Source organism: Methyloglobulus sp. (genome assembly GCF_964779595.1).
On record NZ_CBAROL010000043.1, the window covers coordinates 1 to 16967 of the forward strand.

A 16967-nucleotide genomic window follows, 5' to 3' on the forward strand; every position below is an offset into this window, starting at 1 on the left:
GTTGGCTGGCTACCGTGACCATAAATTCGGTGCCTTTGTGGACGGCATTGATAAACGGGGTTTGGACTTCTAGGCGTTGCGGCTGGCGGCTTCTGAAAAAGGTGCTGCCTTCCAGCAAATTGATAAACCAGGATGAGACATTTTGCTGCGGGGCAGAAAACGTCATCGTGGTGCTTTGGTCTACGGTGATGACAGCTTGATTGCTTAAGGTTAAGGTCGCACGACTCCATTTGGAGGTACGCAATTTGTCGCCTGGACAAAGCGAGTATTCTTTATGAATATTTTGCCACTGCCGTGTTCCATAAGTCTGCACATCCACCCTGCCCTGTGCTGATGCCACTTTAGCCATCGGTTTCAGGCAAGTGGGTGCAGCTTCAATAGCATTTGGGGCTATCAAAGCACTAATCAAAACATAATGGGCAAAGGTTTTATTGCACATATTATTGTTATTGCAGCCAAGTGGTGACTAAACAATGGCATTACCCTGCGCGTGTCCCTCAAAAACAGTCATCTGCGACATAGAAACGATCCCGTGTTCTAACGCATATCATCTACCCTGATGATGGTAATGCACAACCTCAATCTTCTTTGCATGGAATTTAACCACGTCAGCAGCATGAGTGCAATCAGGTGGTAATTTTACCTACATCTATAATTGCGGCATGTTCTTTGCTAGGCTGCTCAGAAGAATTGGATTCTGATGATACGCATAGCTTGTTTTGTAAGTAACTGATGTAAAAACGGGTTGGTCCATCGTTTGGATAGGTTTTATTGATAAGGTGAAACTCATCTAAAGCCTGTTGCAATTGCTGATCTTTAAATAAATCTAACGCACTGGCAAACGCTGTCGATAAATGCGACCAATGTGTTTGAGTTTGAGCAACTTCGTCAACTTGCCCAATCAATTCATATATTTTCACCGTATTTGCTTTGCCTTTTAACAGAAATATACCCAACTCTCTGCTAAAAAACCCAGGAAGACCCTCTATAACGGGTGCTGACACCAGAATACGGGTGCCTAATAGTTTATTTAATCCTTCAATCCGTGTTGCGGTATTAACGGTATCACCTACTGCACGGTATTCATAATGTTCAACAGAACCGACGTTACCCATACGCATTTCACCATAGTGTAAACCCATTCGAGTGGCTAAATGATATTGGCTACTGTCATTGAACCGCGCTATGGCTGATTTGATTTCCAAAGCGGCATGACAGGCATCGTGCCTTAGCTTTATATCGATTTTTTTATTCGCCCATACCGCCAACATGGCATCACCGATAACGTCTGAAATCAAACCGCGCCGACTTTTAACGCTAGGGAAAATAGCGGCATAATAATCGTTCATCACCTTATGGAGTTGGAGCGGATTTATGGTTTCTGATAACGCAGTGTATTGACCAGCATCAGTTGCCATACAAACACCGTGCATCAATATGCCATACTGATTCATGGCATCAGGGTTGCGGGTGTTGTCGTCGAAAACAGCTTTGGGTATGTATTTCCCAGATACTTTTCCGACCCTCAAAAAATGCCCTATGGATTGCAATAGCAGCACAGAAACAGCTTGGAGCATAGGGATAGCGAGGGGCATCCAGATATTTTCCGAGTTCAACAAAAACCGACCATATTCAACATAGGCTGCCATTAGCAATAAAGTCACTATCATCGAGGACTTATATGAAAACACCCGAAAGATTCCGCTCAACAAAATGCCCCACACTAATATTAAGAACATCTGATTGATGATGGGTAACGGCTTTAGCCAGGTTTGGTCGATCAGATTAGCTATCGCCGTCGCTGCTATTTCGATAGGACTTTACCACTGGCTTTTGAAAAAGCGGTGTAGAACCCTTGATTTCTTTCCGGCTCTATATTGTCCGAATAACCAATCAAAACGATCCTGTTTTTAAACAAGTTAGGCGTAAGAAGATCGGTCGCTAAAGCCTGATAAAACGGAATCGTGGTAATCGCACCAACATCGCCGTAATGGTTCAAATACAGCCGTTCATCGCTATTCAACAAGGCTAACCAGGATTGTAATAGTTGCTTTTTTCGAGTGGTATACTGTCCACCGGCTATCAACTGAGCCAATTGCTCCAAAGTCTCGGCATCTTTTGAGAATGCGGTATGAATATCCTGAAATATTTGTATCGTTCTGAACTTTCGGGTGAGCTGAACAAATGTTTTTGGTAGCAAGGCATGCAGCTCAGGATCGATCTGGCTTAATAGCTGAAGCACTTCTGGATACGCTTGTTCAATAACAAAATACTGAAAGATACTAACCGGAAACGTCGGAATATCGCCAGCACTGTGCTTATAGGTCCAGAACTCCTTTACGGTAGAGGATGTTTTTGGCAGTGGGAAAGGGGCGGTACCCAGTGCTGCGTGGCTTAACACGGGGATAGGTTCAATCACCCGTTCATAACGAATTTCTTGTTGCGATGAAACTGCTGGAACAGAATATTGCTTTAGATAGTTGCTGAGAATGACATTTTTATTTGCAGCCATCACCTTAGCCAGCATTAAGTCAGTTTCAGGTTCTCGAGCTTCACCGAAATGGATATTGAAGGCAATGAGGGCAGGTTTTTGCTGATTTATTGTCTCAACAAGATTAGCATAATAGGTACGAGGCCATTGTTCGGGGTCATCCGGTAAGTGTAAAATTTCGGTAGACGCTTGATCTATCGAAATAATAATGACATCGGCTGGTGACGGCAAAGTGCCTCTGAGCTTAAACAGCCAATCTAAGCCGACTTCCTCTTCAAAAAGAATGCCCGTACTTGATTGGCAAAATAACAAACCTGAGACACCAATCAATAAGACCGAAATGCAGATTTTTATAATTTTTATTACAGCATTCATGCCCGTTCACGCCAAGTGATTCCGATTAACTCAACAGGTGCTTTCCCTAAACCTAGTGTTCAGCTAATAATTATAGTCCTATCATAGAGATAGCGGGTAATCTTAAGTAGGAATATTTTAATAATGCGGCGGGGGTTGGTCGATAATTTCTTCATTCTGCTCATGCCAGAAGCTACTCATCCGTTCATGCAGAAGTTGGCAGGTTTTTTCCAGAAGGTGTATCTGGTACTGCTGTTGAGTGACTATTTTATTCAATTCTTGCAGCAGGTCTTCTTGATAAGCGGCTTTTATTTCCAGTTCGATTAGGCGTTGTTCGTTCATACTTAGGTCAAAGTGCCTATTTCATTCGATCATTAATGATTATCTTGTGTTCCTTATGGTCTGCAAGCGTTGCTTGTTCAATCACCCCAATCAAGTCGCCTGTTTGCGGCATAGGATTGCCTGATTTAGAAATTCGCGCCAAGAATCTAACTTGTTTGAAGTTGGAGAGCTTCATATTAGGTAGCATCGACTGTGCGTCAGTCAGGCTAACGGATAAAGGCAAATCCTTCACCTGTTTACGCACAATCGCCAACGGCATTTTGGGACCGGATAAAGCTTGGGCGTAGACGAAGACCGTATCTTCCGGCTTGGCATCGGCTTGTAATTCGATAGCCATACTGACTTGAATAGCAACAGAAACTCCAGGTGACACGGCAGATCTTGATGATGTTGCTGACCCAGAATTAGCCAGTGCATTTTCAGAATTTACTATTAATTCATGGATTTGTTGCTTATCTGGGGAGTCAGCAGGTAAAACCGCTTCTAATTTTCGCAAATAGCCTACTGCTGTTTTCTTATCCCCTTGCTGTGCATTTGCTATTGCCGCAAACCATAAGCCGTTCAGATTTTTGGGATCGATTGTTAACGCTTTCATTACCAGTGAAAGCGGTTTTCCGGCCCATGTATTGTCGCTAGATAATGCGATAATTTCCGCGTAAGGCAACATAACCTCGACCTTCTCCCCTGCCAATTGATACGCATGAGCAAAGGCTTCAACGGATTCTGGAAACCGTTGTAGCATCTTGTAAGAACGCCCTAACATCAACCAACCTTCAAGATTTTTGGGTTCCTGCTTTAATTTTTCGGCTAATCCTGCCACCATTTTGTTGATGACTTCGGGGCTGGGCATTGCTGAGTCTGTTTGGCTTGCTTGGGTAGGTTCATCAACACGGCCTATGGCTTGATAATCACCCAACGTCCAATAAAACGACGCTGATAAAAAGGGGATGGCGGCAACTAGCACATAAACTAACCAACGGCCTTGGCTATGTGTGTTGATGGTTGGATTTATCAGCTCAAGATCGTCGCTTAATGCCAGCTCCAACTCGGCAACTTGTTCGTCATACTGGGCTTGGCTTAAGCCACCTGACTCTTTATTCGCTTGCAATTCTGCCAGTCGATCCCGCGCAATCTTGATATTGCGCTGATCCAAATCATCTGCTGCTTTATTGTCAGGTTTGCGCCACAAAGGCGGCAAAATAATCAGCAACGCAATCAAGACCATTGCGCTGGCAACAAGCCAAAATACGCTATTCAAGACTGATCTCCATTTTCAGCACTGCTTTCATTATTTTCTGATAAGAGACGGCGCATTTTTTCCTGTTTGTCCTTATCTATTGGCATTATTGCCGCTGTCTTTTTACGGCGGATGAACCAGAAAATCATGATGAACCCTGTTATCAGGAAAGCAATCGGCCCTAACCAAAGCAAAGCAGTTTTAGTTTTTAAAGGCGGATTATACAAAACAAAATCGCCGTAACGGTCGGTCATGAACTGGATAATATCTTCCTTGGATTTGCCTTGTTGTAGCATTTCAAAGACTTGCCTACGTAAATCACTTGCGAGTTCAGCATTGGAGTCGGCAATGGTTTGGTTTTGGCAAACTAAGCAACGTAATTCTGAAATGATGATTTCGTAAGTTTTTTGTTGTTCAGGATTTGCAAGTTGATGATCGTCAATCGCAAAGCCTTGGGCAGAAATAAGCAGGATTAATACAAAAAACCACAGCTTCATCATGGTTCCGCCTGTAATTTGGCTATCAAAGGGATAAACGTGTTTTGCACGTCCTCTTCTGTCACTGGCCCAGTATGCTTGTATCGGACGATACCTTGTTTATCCATCACGAATGTTTCCGGTACGCCATAAACGCCCCAATCAATACCAATCCGTCCATCTGCATCCATAACGCTGTCGTTATAGGGATTGCCCAGTGTTGCCAACCACTTTTTTGCAGCTTCGGGATCATCTTTATAATTCAAGCCTATAATAATCGCCGCTTGCTGTTGTGCCAACTGATTGATTATAGGGTGTTCCGCACGGCAGGAAACACACCAGGAAGCCCAGACATTAAACAACCAGACTTTTCCTTTCAAATCTGCTGGTGATAGCTTCTCATTTGGCGCGTTGAGTTTGGGTGCGGAAAATACTGGTGCAGGTTTGTTTAGCAAAGGCGAAGGAATTTCGCCAGGCTTGCCTTTTAAGCCCAACGCCAAAAACACAGCCAGGACGATGAACAATATCAATGGGATTATGTACTTAAGCATTATATTTAGAATGTGCTTAGAGTTAGCATATTGGATTTTCAACCTGCATAGTGAATACTTTGTAAATAATTTTCAGCACCAAGATAACCTCTTATCGTGGTAAAAAAAGCAGGCCAATACGCTTGGTCATTTTTTCTTAACTGAGCTTTCGTAATATTTAAGATTGCTTGGTCTATGGTTAAACCACGTGAAAGTTCTTCTTGGATTTGCTCATTTAAAGCATCCATAGCTTTTTTCCTAAGATCTTTTAATTTTTCTGAGTTTAAATTGAGTTTATCAGCAGCCAAGTAACCGTTAGCTTTGTCTACATTAACGCCGACTTTCCGGCAATTATCATCAAGAACTGAAAAACTGCCATCTCGTCGATTTGCCTTGAATAATATAGGAAATGGTGGGATTTTAAGAGGATTTAAAATTTCATCATCTAATATGAACTCGCCTTTCAATGTATCGGAATGTCTCTGTGCATTTGTCGATATATATCTTTCTTTGGCATCAGTAACATATTTTTCTGAACCACCGTGGCAACACCCCAACATATTTTGCCAATCTAAGCCCCAGTTGTGGCTAACACCATTGTTATCTGTATCCGATTTAGGATGAAAGTGCTCAACGCGAAAATCATCTTTGCCTATGCCAAACGCTTGTCTAGTCTCAATTTCACAATAGCAACAAAGATTACCTTGATCTTGTCTTAACTGGCTTTGCACATCCTTGTAGCCTTGTTGACATTCATCTTTAAACTGTTCCCAAGTTGCATCAGGGTTATTGCTTTGATATTGTGTTAGTAAATCTGGGGCTTTTCCCTTTAAACAGGTTTTCATGACTTACGTTGATACTCCTTCATGCGAATATCAATATCTGCCTTTACCAGTTCCGGCTCATGTCCACGACCCCAATCGTCAAGTTCTTGGCGAAGTGCTAATGCTTCTGAAGTATCCCATTTATCATCATCGACTAACTTTAGATAACGGTTCAGTTTTTTTACAATTTCCAAATGTTGCGCCCGCAATTCAACACCGAATACCTCCTTTAATATGCGCGATGCTTCAGCACCTTGCGTTCCCTCCTCTTCAACCGACAAAACATGATTACCTTCCAGAATTCTAATCTGATGTCCCGATACGGTTGAAATTACCTGTGGGCTATGGGTAGTGACAATAAACTGAATTTTAGGGAAGGCTTTGATTAAATTTCCCAATATCGTCTGCTGCCAAGCTGGATGCAGGTGCATATCGACTTCATCAATCATTACCACACCGTGACTTTCTTTCGCTGCATCCAAGCCTAAATGGGGATTCAGTTTGATGCAACGATAAGCAACATCACCGACCATTGCCAATACACCACGAATGCCGTCACTCAGTAACTCGACTTTTAATATGCCATGTTCATCATGATTAAGCACGAGTGATTTTTCATGGCTTACACTATATTCTAAGGTGTGCCATCCTGTTTCGTATAAAACACTGTCGATGGCTTGTTGTACTACTTTAATAGTGTTCATCCAAACAGAATCTATCTCAGGTGACCAGCCTGTTTCCGATTGTTTAATTTGGTCTTCTCGATAACATTCAAATACCCAAGTAAACCAATCTGCAAAATGCTTATAGGAAGGCGCGGGATCAAGACAATCCCGATAAGCAAATAACCGCATATAAAAATCGGGATTTTCTATGCCACGGACAGTTTTGCCTTCAGTTAAACGCTTTTGACTCCAAAGCCGCCCAGTACCGTAGTAACCCATAACAGGTAAATCAATCTCGTGACTCTCTGGATCTCTGGCGAAATCTTGAGTAATAGATGCCAAAAGTTTGATTAATCTGGCAGCTCCTCTTTCCTTGGTTTTCGTACCCTTGGCTTCGCTGTCACGAATCCGCGTCCAGTTCCAAGTTTTCTTATATTGGTCGAACCCTTTTACTTTTAAATCAATATCCCAATCACCCTCGAATGCTATTTTGCTTGGCAATTGGCGTAGCATTTGTCGATTTGGTTTTTTAAAAGTTATCCTAACATCATCAATACTGATAGTATTCCTGGCATCGCTAGCAGGATTTCTAGCTAAATCAAAACCTTTTACAAAAGGCCACAATCCAATACGGATGGCATCCAACACGGATGATTTTCCTTGACCGTTTTTTGCCACCAGCACAGTCAATTGCTCATCCAATTCAATTGATAATGACTCAAAACAGCGAAAGTTGGTAATTTTCAGGTTTTTTAGCTTCATTCTCGCTATTTCCAGCTTATGAGTTGCTAAACATTTTTCTTGTCCGATAACGCTTATCGCAGGTGGCACACAATCCACCTACCGCCATGAATATCGCCCCCAACCATATCCAGCGGATAAAGGCTTTGTAATAAATTCTTAAACTCCATGCACCTTCATCACCCAGAGGTTCGCCGATTGCAACGAACAGATCCCTAAATAATCCGGCATCAATTGCCGCTTCCGTCATTGGCATCTTTTGGACTTGATAAACTCGTTTTTGCGGTTCGAGCGTAACATCCGCCATGCCATCATGACTCACGGTTATCAAGCCCTGCTGGGCAATGTAATTAGGACCTTGGGCTTGTTTGATGCCTTGGAATTTGAATTGATAACCGGAAAGTTCAAGTATTTCGCCAGGAGCCATACGACTATCTTTCTCGACGCTATAAACGGAAGTCAGGGTTATGCCAACCACAAATACAGCAATCCCAAGATGGGCAATGGTCATGCCATAAAATCCGGCGGGTATTTTTGCCAGACGTTCCCATGACAAGCCTTTATCACCCAGTCGATCAATGAAAGAAAGCACGGTCATTGCCACTGTCCATAAAGCTAACGTCAATCCCAATGCCGCAGCCCAGGAATAAAAGGGCATAAGCAATGGTAATGTCATTCCACCTACCAGACAACTTAGGATTAACCAGCGCACCCTGGAAGTAAGGTCACCAAGGCTATCGCGTTTCCAACGTAATAACATCCCACAGCCCACGGCAATCGCCAAAGGTGCCATTAACGGGATGAATACGGCATTAAAATACGGTGGACCGACTGAAATCTTGCCCAAACCTAAAGCATCAATAACCAATGGGTACAACGTACCCAGCAAAATACTGGCAGCAGTCACGACGAGTAACACATTATTGATGAGAATCACCGATTCCCTAGAAACCGGCTCAAAAGTCGCACTGGATTTAACGGCAGGTGCGCGAACGGCATATAGCAACAAGGAGCCACCAATAACAATCGCCAAAAATATCAGGATAAACAAACCTCTGGCTGGGTCGCTCGCGAAGGCATGGACGGATGTCAACACGCCGGAACGCACTAGGAATGTCCCCAATAGACTTAATGAAAACGCAAAAATTGCCAGCAAAACCGTCCAGGTTTTAAAGACACCGCGTTTCTCGGTTGCCGCTAGGGAATGGATCAACGCGGTACCAACTAACCAGGGCATGAAGGACGCATTTTCAACCGGATCCCAAAACCACCAGCCGCCCCAGCCTAATTCATAATATGCCCACCAACTGCCTAATGCGATACCTAGCGTTAAAAACGTCCAAGCAATCGTCGTCCACGGCCTAGACCAACGCGCCCAAGCTGCATCAAGCCGGCCTTGCATCAACGCGGCAATCGCAAAAGCAAACGCCACGGAAAAACCGACGTAGCCCATATAGAGCATGGGTGGATGTATCGCAAGGCCGACATCTTGCAATAAGGGATTTAAGTCGCGCCCTTCAACGGGTGCTGGGAACAGTCGTTCAAACGGATTTGATGTCAATAACAGGAATAGGAGAAAACCGATGGAAATCATGCCCATTACGCCCAAGACCCGTGCAACCGTTGCATCTGGAATGGCACGGCTGAATCTTGCCACCAAAGCTGTCCAACAACATAACACCAAAGCCCAGAGCAACAAGGAACCTTCATGTGCGCCCCAAACGCCTGAAACCAAATACAAAACTGGCAAGGCGGTATTTGAATTCATCGCTGCATATTTCACCGAGAAATCGTGCGTCAAAAAACTGTAAGTCAAGCAACCGTAGGCTATCGCTACGAATAGCAATTGGGCAAAGGCCGTAGGTCTGGCTACCGCAATCCAGCCGGATGTGGAGCGGGTAGCACCGACGATAGGTACGATGGCTAGGATCACAGCCATGCACAAGGCAAGAATCAGGGAAAAATGTCCAAGCTCAGGAATCATTGAGCTTGCCCTGCTGGAGAGTTTGCGGGATTCTTCAAAGTTGCCTTAACTTCCGGCGGCATATAGTTCTCATCATGCTTTGCCAGCACTTCTTCGGCAATAAAAACGCCTTGTGCGTTTAACCGACCGTGTGCGACGATGCCCTGCCCTTCCCTGAACAAGTCCGGCAGGATGCCCGTGTATTCAACGGTCACTTCTTTATTGAAATCGGTCAGCTTAAAACGCACCATCATGCCCTTATCCGGCCTTTCTACCGAGCCTTTGATGACCATACCACCCAAGCGGAACAAGGCATCTTTGGGCGCTTTTCCTTCCACCACGTCGGTGGGAGGAAAAAAATACATCAGATTATCGTTGAATGATTTGAGTGCAAATGCAGTCGCTAAACTTGCACCAAGCACCATCAATCCGATAAGGATCAATCGCTGTTTTCTTGCGGGTTTCATAAGTCTTGCCGTTTTTGCTTAAGCGCTTGTTGTCTTAAAAAATTTTTACGTTGAATAATGGGTATAACCACATTGGCAAGCAGCACGACTAGGCAGATACCATAGGATGTCCACACGTAAAACCCGTATCCACCCATCGCCAAGAATTCTTGTAGACTCATAGGCCACCTTCCTCAACTGCCTTCGTTTTAACCCACTGGGAATTACGTTCGCGTTGCAATAGCTCAACTCGCGCTTGCAGTATCAAGGCAATCGCATAGTAAACTTTGAACGCCAAGGCCATAAGCAACAATGGCGTTAGCATACTGACATGTATCGACGGCTTGTCCATTTTCGCTACGGTCGGCCCTTGATGCAGGGTGTTCCACCATTCAACCGAATAATGAATAATCGGTATATTGACAACGCCCACCAAAGCCAGGATAGCGACGGCCTTAGAAGCTGTGCGTTTGTCATCAATTGCGCCATACAAGCCAATTATGCCCAGGTACAAAAAAAGCAGAATCAATTCCGATGTCAACCGCGCATCCCAGACCCACCATGTACCCCACATAGGTTTACCCCATAAAGAACCAGTCACCAGCGCAATGAAGGTAAAACTAGCCCCAACGGATGCGCTGCTAATCATGACAATTTCAGCTAGTTTGATTCGCCAAATCAAGCCAATCGCTCCGGCAATCGCCATCACCACATAGATGAACAGCGACATCCAAGCGGCAGGCACATGAATGTAGATGATGCGGTAGCTATCGCCTTGCTGGTAATCCGGCGGCGCAAGATACAAGCCGCCGTAAAGTCCAGTTACCGTTAGTAACAGAAATAAGACGACTAACCATGGCATTAAACGCTCAGAAAACGCGTAAAAATGTGGAGGAGAAGCCATGCGATGAAAAAACCGCACGACCGAATCTGGCACTAAAAACATAAGGAGTTAACTCAAAGGCGGTGATTCAAAATCAGTTGGCTAACAAGCCGCAACCTTGCGGCTTGTTTTTTGATTCGTTAAGCCTTGCAATACGAAGGTATCCAACTCTTGTCAACCAGATCATCAGGTACAGCGGTAAAATCAAACGCCAAACCATCTTTAATCATTTGGTCAACATTAAATAATTGCCCTATTTCGGGAATATCCCGATAGAACATTGTGAATAACGGCACGACCATCATTTTTGAAAGCTTAGTCGCAATCGGCCCGAGAAAGTTTCTGCGTTGTCCAACATGGGCAACTTCGTCGATGGTGATTTCATTCAACAACTCGCGTAAGCGTTGCTTGACTTCTGGCTCATCAGCCAAAACATCATCAAATAACCTGTCAAGATGCAAATAGAAAGAAACACCCATCAATTCGGTTACAAAAGCAGGGGCATCCAATATCACACCAGGCAATTTGGGAAATTGTTCATAAACCCACTCTTTCCAGGGGCTTAATGGCACCCATTCCACTTTATCCAAGCCGCAGGTACGCAGCATTTCGTTGAATAAACGGGCATGACAAAACTCTTCCGCCAAATGTACACGGCTGATTTTGTCTTCAACAGAGTGGGAATTTGCCATATCTGGCACCACATCCCATGCGCCCTTAATACCCACCCATTCGTGACGGGCAAATTTGTAGATCCCCGTGAGCATAAGCGTCATTCGATCCAAGGTTTTCGGATCGTCTTTCATGTCAACATAGTTGCGATAAAAAGCATCGGGATTTGCCAAAGGCGTACGCAAGTGCACTGGGTTGTCCTCAAAATATTTAAGACGAGCGCGCTTTTTTGCTAAATCTTTATCGGCCTCAAACAATTCGCCGCCGTGCTGCTGGGTAAATTTCCAATAGTCTTCAAAGTTCTCTTTTCTTTGTTGCTCAGTTGCTACGGTAAAAACGGAAAGATATTTGTCCGAACCCATACTGCTACACTCCATTTTGCTTTGATGATGCAACTATTTTACGGGATATTATGAATTTATACTCATTTTTAGTGCGGCAGCCGTCGGCCACGGCGCTAACACCAATGCCATCAACAGCATTGAAATCAAAATATTAATTTGTGCAGTGACAGGTAAACCAGTGCTTGCCATTTCGACGGCATTGCTGGCAAAAATCAACACCGGCACGTACAAAGGCAACACCAGCAACGATAAAATCATCCCTCCACGCCGTAACCCAACCGTCAAGGCAACCCCGACTGCCCCAATCAAACTTAATATCGGTGTCCCAAGGAATAATGTTAACAGTAGAATGCTTAAGGATTGGTTAGGCATCCCTAAAAAGACTGCCAATAAGGGTGCAACAATCAACAATGGCAAGCCTGTCGTCAACCAATGGGCCGTTATTTTGCCTAACACCAGGATCGAAGTTGGATGTGGACTTAACAAAATCTGCTCTAGCGAGCCGTCGTCAAAATCAGAACGGAACAGGCTATCTAAAGACAGCATGGTCGCCAGTAACGCCGATACCCAAATGATCCCAGGGGCAATCGCTTGCAATAATTTCGGCTGCGCCCCGATGCCTAGCGGAAATAAAGTGATCACCAGGATAAAAAACAGCACCGGATTGGCAATCTCTGATCGTCGGCGCATAGCCAATACCAAATCACGGCGAACAATCGCGGTAAACGCATCAATCATTGCCATCAAGATAACCTTATGCTTTGCACATCAATAGATTGCAGATTAATGTCATGGTGCGAGGTCATGACGATCATGCCGCCAGTCGAACAATGTTCAGCCATTAAAGACTCAACCAGCACGATGCCTTGTTTATCTAATGAAGTAAACGGCTCATCCAGTATCCACAAGACATTATGGGTAATCAGCAGCCGCGCCAACGATAAACGCCGCTTTTGCCCTGCTGATAAGGCTTGGATCAAGGTATCGTCATAACCGATCAATTGCACTTTTTCCAAAGCCTGTTGGATAAACAATTTTCCAGGCTGACCAAGCGCCAGAGACAACCTCAAATTTTCCTGCACGGTCAGTTCTTTTTTAATGCCGTCCAAATGCCCGACATAAGCCATATCCGAATAATACTGGCTTTGCGGAATTTCTTCTCCACACCACGAAACTGCCCCAGTATCAGGCTCACGAAAACCGCAGATGATGCGTAACAGAGACGTTTTACCACTGCCATTTTTACCTTCCAACAGCAAAACCTGCCCTGTATGTATAGTAAAATCCAGGTTTGCAAACAACTCCCTGTCGTCGCGGACACAGCTTAAATTTTCACCTTGAAGCTGGTGTGTTGTATGAGATTGCATCTGTTAGTTGGTAATTGAGCGCTGCCGAACAGTTTCGTAAAGAAATGCGCCCGTGGCAACAGATAAATTAAGGCTTTCTACCTGCCCCAGCATCGGCAACTTTATCAACAAATCACAGTTTTCCTTGGTCAGCCGCCTAAGCCCTTTGCCTTCCGCACCGATAACCAACGCCATAGGCACAGTCAAATCGGTTTGATAAACGGTTTGCTCCGCTTCACCAGCAGCACCCATGATCCAAATACCTTCACCCTTAAGCCAACGCAGCGTTCTTGCTAAATTAGTCACTTGATAAACTGGCACAGTTTCTGCCGCGCCACTGGCGACCTTACACACTGTCGGCGTAATGCCAGTAGCATTATCTTTAGTAATAATAACGCCATGTACGCCTGTTGCATCCGCAGTTCGCAAACAAGCGCCAAAATTATGGGGGTCTTGCACGTTATCCAACACCAGCAACAATGCGGTGGTGGTCAAGTTTTCCACCATCGTCTTTAAATCGCTTTCACATTGCTCACCCGGCATTTCGACTTCCATCGCAATGCCTTGATGATTATTGCCGTCAGCCAAACGGTCAAGTTTTTTCCTGTCCGTTTTTTCCGGCTCAATGCCCAGCGCCGTGAGGTCATCAATGATTGTACTCAGCCGCTTATCCAAACGCTGTGAGTCAATCCAAACCCGCATGATTTTACTCGGTGAATAATCTATTGCTGCCTGTACCGAATGTAAGCCAAATAATTTGCTTGATTTCATTGATGTTGGGATTTTGGCTTAATCAATATCATAGGGACGTAGGTTGTGGCTGAGTGCGCGACCCCAAACATTTGGGGTTTCGATGTGTTGGGGTTCAATAATCTAATCCACTCTACAAATCAGATTACATATTATCCAAAATCGCCTTCTTAACCGCATTCAACTCCGGCTCTATAGTCACCATGCGCGCTGAAACACATTGTTTGATGGCGGTATCGGGATCTTTTATTCCATTACCCGTCAACGTACAAACTATTCTGCTACCTTCTGGAATTTTGCCAGATTTAATGTCTTTGACAGCACCTGAAAGTGATATTGCCGAGGCTGGCTCACAGAAAATGCCCTCGTATTGGGTCAGCATTTTTTGTGCTACCAAGATTTCTTCGTCAGTAAATTTATCAAACCAACCACCGGATTCATTGTGCGCCGCCCAGGCAAAATCCCAAGATTGCGGATTGCCGATACGGATGGCGGTGGCGATGGTTTCTGGATGTTCAATGGGATGACCTGCCAGAAACGGCGCTGCACCTGCCGCCTGATAACCGCACATCACGGGACGTTTTTTGGTTACCGCTTTATGTGTTGCGCTATCAGTTGAATATTCTTTGTAACCCATCCAGTAAGCCGAGATATTTCCGGCATTGCCCACGGGCAAACAATGGTAATCGGGTGCATCGCCTAAATCATCAACAATCTCAAAAGCTGCCGTTTTTTGCCCTTGCAGACGATAAGGGTTAATGGAATTCACAATCGTCACTGGCGCGTGATCGACTATTTCTTTGACCAAATTCATGCCTTGGTCGAAATTCCCATTAATCTGGATAATCGTCGCATCGTACATAAGGGTTTGCGCCAGCTTACCCATCGCAATCTTGCCATCGGGAATCAAAACGAAAGATTTGATGCCAGCCCGCGCTGCATAAGCCGCCGCCGAAGCCGAGGTATTTCCGGTAGACGCGCAGATCACCGCTTTACAACCTTCCGAGACAGCTTGGGTAATCGCCATCGTCATGCCGCGGTCTTTGAACGAACCCGTCGGATTCAAGCCCTCAAACTTGACGAAAATTTCGACATCTTTACCGATCATTCTCGGAATATTTTCTAACTTTATCAAAGGGGTATTGCCTTCATTTAAAGTGATAATACGAGTCTCATCGTTGACTGGCAAACGATCACGGTAGCGATTGATTAAACCCGTGTGGTGTTTATGATTTGACATGGTTATCCTAAAGTTTCCAGGCGAATGCGGTTGACTTTTCCGGTCACGGTAGACAGCGACTCAATCTCGGCAATTGCAGCATTCATTTCTTTTTCAAGGGTGATTTGTGTGAGCAAAATAATAGGTATCAGTGCCCTGTCGTCCAGCGCTTTTTTCTGGATAATGGCATCAATACTGATCTGGTGTTTGGCAAGGATACGGGTAACGTCGGCCAACACGCCGGGTTTGTCTTCCGCATTAAGCCGTAAATAATAAGCGGTCTTAAATTGCTCTGGCGGCAAAACCGGAATATCCACCAAGGCATCGGCTTGAAATGCCAGATGCGGAACGCGGTTTTCAGGGTCACTGGTTAATGCCCTCACCACGTCGATAACATCCGCTACGACTGATGAAGCCGTCGGATCAGCACCTGCACCAGCGCCGTAATACAGCGTAGGCCCTACCGCATCACCTTTAACCACGATAGCATTCATCACGCCATCCACGTTAGCAATTAACCTGCGTTCAGGTATCAATGTCGGGTGAACCCTTAATTCAATACCTTCTGGCATTTTTCGGGCAATGCCTAAATGCTTGATGCGATAACCCAATTGCTCGGCATATTCCACATCGGCGCGGGTAATCTGGGTAATGCCTTCTGTGAAGACCTTATCGAACTGCAAGGGAATACCAAACGCAATCGACGCTAGGATAGTGAGCTTATGCCCCGCATCAATACCTTCGACATCAAAAGTAGGGTCGGCTTCGGCATAGCCAAGAGCTTGGGCTTCTGCTAGGACATCATAAAAATCGCGGCCTTTATCACGCATTTCGGTCAGGATGAAATTGCCTGTCCCGTTGATAATGCCAGCGAGCCACTGAATCTGGTTGCCGCTCAAGCCTTCGCGGATGGCTTTAATGATGGGAATGCCGCCAGCAACAGCCGCTTCAAAGGCGACAATCACGCCCTGCTCGCTGGCCTTGGCGAAAATCTCGTTGCCGTGCAAGGCGATCAGCGATTTATTGGCGGTGACGACATGCTTGCCGTTGGCAATTGCCGCCAACACCATGTCTTTCACCGCACCCGCACCGCCAATCAACTCCAAGACGATTTCTATCTCAGGGTCGTTGATGATTTCGTAAGGGTCGGTCGTGAGAGTAATACCTTGGGTATCACAAATACGTTGTTTGCTTAAATCCTTGGCTGACGCACGAGTGACAATGATTTGTCGTCCTGCCCTGCGCGCAATTTCTTCTGCATTGCGTTTCAGCACATTCACCGTGCCGCCGCCGACTGTACCTAAGCCGATGATGCCTATTTTTACTGGTTTCAAGTTTGATCCTTTGTTAAACAATTTCTATCTTTCTATTAAATATGTAGGTTGGGTTAGGCTCGCATTTCGCTGACGATCATGAATACTCGGCGGTTGGGCGAGCCGTAACCCAACATTCGGAGATTTGATGAACGCCCAATGTTGGGTTACGACGCACCTTAGCTTCGGTCATTGTTTTGCCAAGTTGCCATGTGCGTCTAACCCAACCTTATATCTTGATTCTGAGCTCTCAAAAGGTCAGAATCCCCGGTTGATCATCGGGAGGGTAACGGGGAAGTCGTACCCATCCTTAGGCTTAAAGCCTGTCTCGTAGATTGAACTCCCCGCTATCCGTACTCGTCATTGTAGTT

General features: G+C 45.1%; 19 protein-coding genes. All 19 read right to left on the reverse strand.

Annotation, left to right across the window (positions count from 1 at the left end; translation table 11 throughout):
* Positions 1-439, reverse strand: a 439-nt coding sequence (locus AC1YY3_RS11675; protein WP_481824968.1) for a FecR domain-containing protein, incomplete at its 3' end; no start/stop codon positions are given.
* 187 nt (positions 440-626) lie between these two features.
* Positions 627-1649 (reverse strand): adenylate/guanylate cyclase domain-containing protein, encoded by a 1023-nt coding sequence (locus AC1YY3_RS11680; protein ID WP_482194493.1) that lies wholly within the window; start codon positions 1647-1649, stop codon positions 627-629.
* 155 nt (positions 1650-1804) lie between these two features.
* Complete coding sequence (locus tag AC1YY3_RS11685; RefSeq protein WP_481824970.1) at positions 1805-2866, reverse strand: CHASE2 domain-containing protein; 1062 nt, start codon at positions 2864-2866, stop codon at positions 1805-1807.
* Between the two features lie 117 nt (positions 2867-2983).
* Positions 2984-3187 carry a SlyX family protein gene (locus AC1YY3_RS11690; RefSeq protein ID WP_481824971.1) on the reverse strand — a complete coding sequence of 68 codons (204 nt, stop codon included), beginning with the start codon at positions 3185-3187 and terminating at the stop codon, positions 2984-2986.
* Between the two features lie 16 nt (positions 3188-3203).
* Positions 3204-4445, reverse strand: coding sequence for a c-type cytochrome biogenesis protein CcmI (gene ccmI, locus AC1YY3_RS11695; RefSeq protein WP_481824972.1), 1242 nt, complete (start codon positions 4443-4445; stop codon positions 3204-3206).
* Positions 4442-4921: a cytochrome c-type biogenesis protein gene (locus AC1YY3_RS11700; RefSeq protein WP_482194494.1), complete on the reverse strand. Its 480-nt coding sequence runs from the start codon at positions 4919-4921 to the stop codon at positions 4442-4444. Before AC1YY3_RS11700 ends, ccmI begins: the two co-directional genes overlap by 4 nt.
* On the reverse strand, positions 4921-5451 hold the full coding sequence (locus AC1YY3_RS11705) for a DsbE family thiol:disulfide interchange protein (RefSeq protein WP_481824973.1): 531 nt from the start codon (positions 5449-5451) through the stop codon (positions 4921-4923). The genes AC1YY3_RS11700 and AC1YY3_RS11705 overlap by 1 nt, the downstream gene beginning before the upstream one ends.
* A 38-nt stretch (positions 5452-5489) precedes the next feature.
* The gene (locus AC1YY3_RS11710) at positions 5490-6275 is read right to left on the reverse strand and encodes a retron system putative HNH endonuclease (protein ID WP_481824974.1); all 786 of its coding nucleotides are present in this window, start codon (positions 6273-6275) and stop codon (positions 5490-5492) included.
* A complete protein-coding gene (locus tag AC1YY3_RS11715; protein ID WP_481824975.1) occupies positions 6272-7750 on the reverse strand; it encodes an AAA family ATPase in 1479 nt (492 codons plus the stop codon). The genes AC1YY3_RS11710 and AC1YY3_RS11715 overlap by 4 nt, the downstream gene beginning before the upstream one ends.
* Positions 7698-9644: a heme lyase CcmF/NrfE family subunit gene (locus tag AC1YY3_RS11720; protein ID WP_481824976.1), complete on the reverse strand. Its 1947-nt coding sequence runs from the start codon at positions 9642-9644 to the stop codon at positions 7698-7700. The genes AC1YY3_RS11715 and AC1YY3_RS11720 overlap by 53 nt, the downstream gene beginning before the upstream one ends.
* Positions 9641-10090: a cytochrome c maturation protein CcmE gene (gene ccmE / locus AC1YY3_RS11725; RefSeq protein ID WP_481824977.1), complete on the reverse strand. Its 450-nt coding sequence runs from the start codon at positions 10088-10090 to the stop codon at positions 9641-9643. The genes AC1YY3_RS11720 and ccmE overlap by 4 nt, the downstream gene beginning before the upstream one ends.
* Positions 10087-10251: a heme exporter protein CcmD gene (gene ccmD, locus AC1YY3_RS11730; protein WP_481824978.1), complete on the reverse strand. Its 165-nt coding sequence runs from the start codon at positions 10249-10251 to the stop codon at positions 10087-10089. The genes ccmE and ccmD overlap by 4 nt, the downstream gene beginning before the upstream one ends.
* On the reverse strand, positions 10248-11015 hold the full coding sequence (locus AC1YY3_RS11735; protein ID WP_481824979.1) for a heme ABC transporter permease: 768 nt from the start codon (positions 11013-11015) through the stop codon (positions 10248-10250). Before AC1YY3_RS11735 ends, ccmD begins: the two co-directional genes overlap by 4 nt.
* Positions 11016-11092: 77 nt before the next feature.
* Positions 11093-11986 (reverse strand): hypothetical protein, encoded by an 894-nt coding sequence (locus AC1YY3_RS11740; protein WP_481824980.1) that lies wholly within the window; start codon positions 11984-11986, stop codon positions 11093-11095.
* A gap of 48 nt (positions 11987-12034) precedes the next feature.
* Positions 12035-12712, reverse strand: coding sequence for a heme exporter protein CcmB (ccmB, locus tag AC1YY3_RS11745; RefSeq protein ID WP_481824981.1), 678 nt, complete (start codon positions 12710-12712; stop codon positions 12035-12037).
* Positions 12712-13335 (reverse strand): cytochrome c biogenesis heme-transporting ATPase CcmA, encoded by a 624-nt coding sequence (gene ccmA, locus AC1YY3_RS11750; protein WP_481824982.1) that lies wholly within the window; start codon positions 13333-13335, stop codon positions 12712-12714. The genes ccmB and ccmA overlap by 1 nt, the downstream gene beginning before the upstream one ends.
* Before the next feature lie 3 nt (positions 13336-13338).
* The gene (gene rlmB / locus AC1YY3_RS11755) at positions 13339-14085 is read right to left on the reverse strand and encodes a 23S rRNA (guanosine(2251)-2'-O)-methyltransferase RlmB (protein WP_481824983.1); all 747 of its coding nucleotides are present in this window, start codon (positions 14083-14085) and stop codon (positions 13339-13341) included.
* Between the two features lie 124 nt (positions 14086-14209).
* Positions 14210-15304 (reverse strand): threonine synthase, encoded by a 1095-nt coding sequence (thrC, locus tag AC1YY3_RS11760; RefSeq protein WP_481824984.1) that lies wholly within the window; start codon positions 15302-15304, stop codon positions 14210-14212.
* 2 nt (positions 15305-15306) lie between these two features.
* On the reverse strand, positions 15307-16617 hold the full coding sequence (locus AC1YY3_RS11765) for a homoserine dehydrogenase (RefSeq protein WP_481824985.1): 1311 nt from the start codon (positions 16615-16617) through the stop codon (positions 15307-15309).
* Positions 16618-16967: the final 350 nt, after the last annotated feature.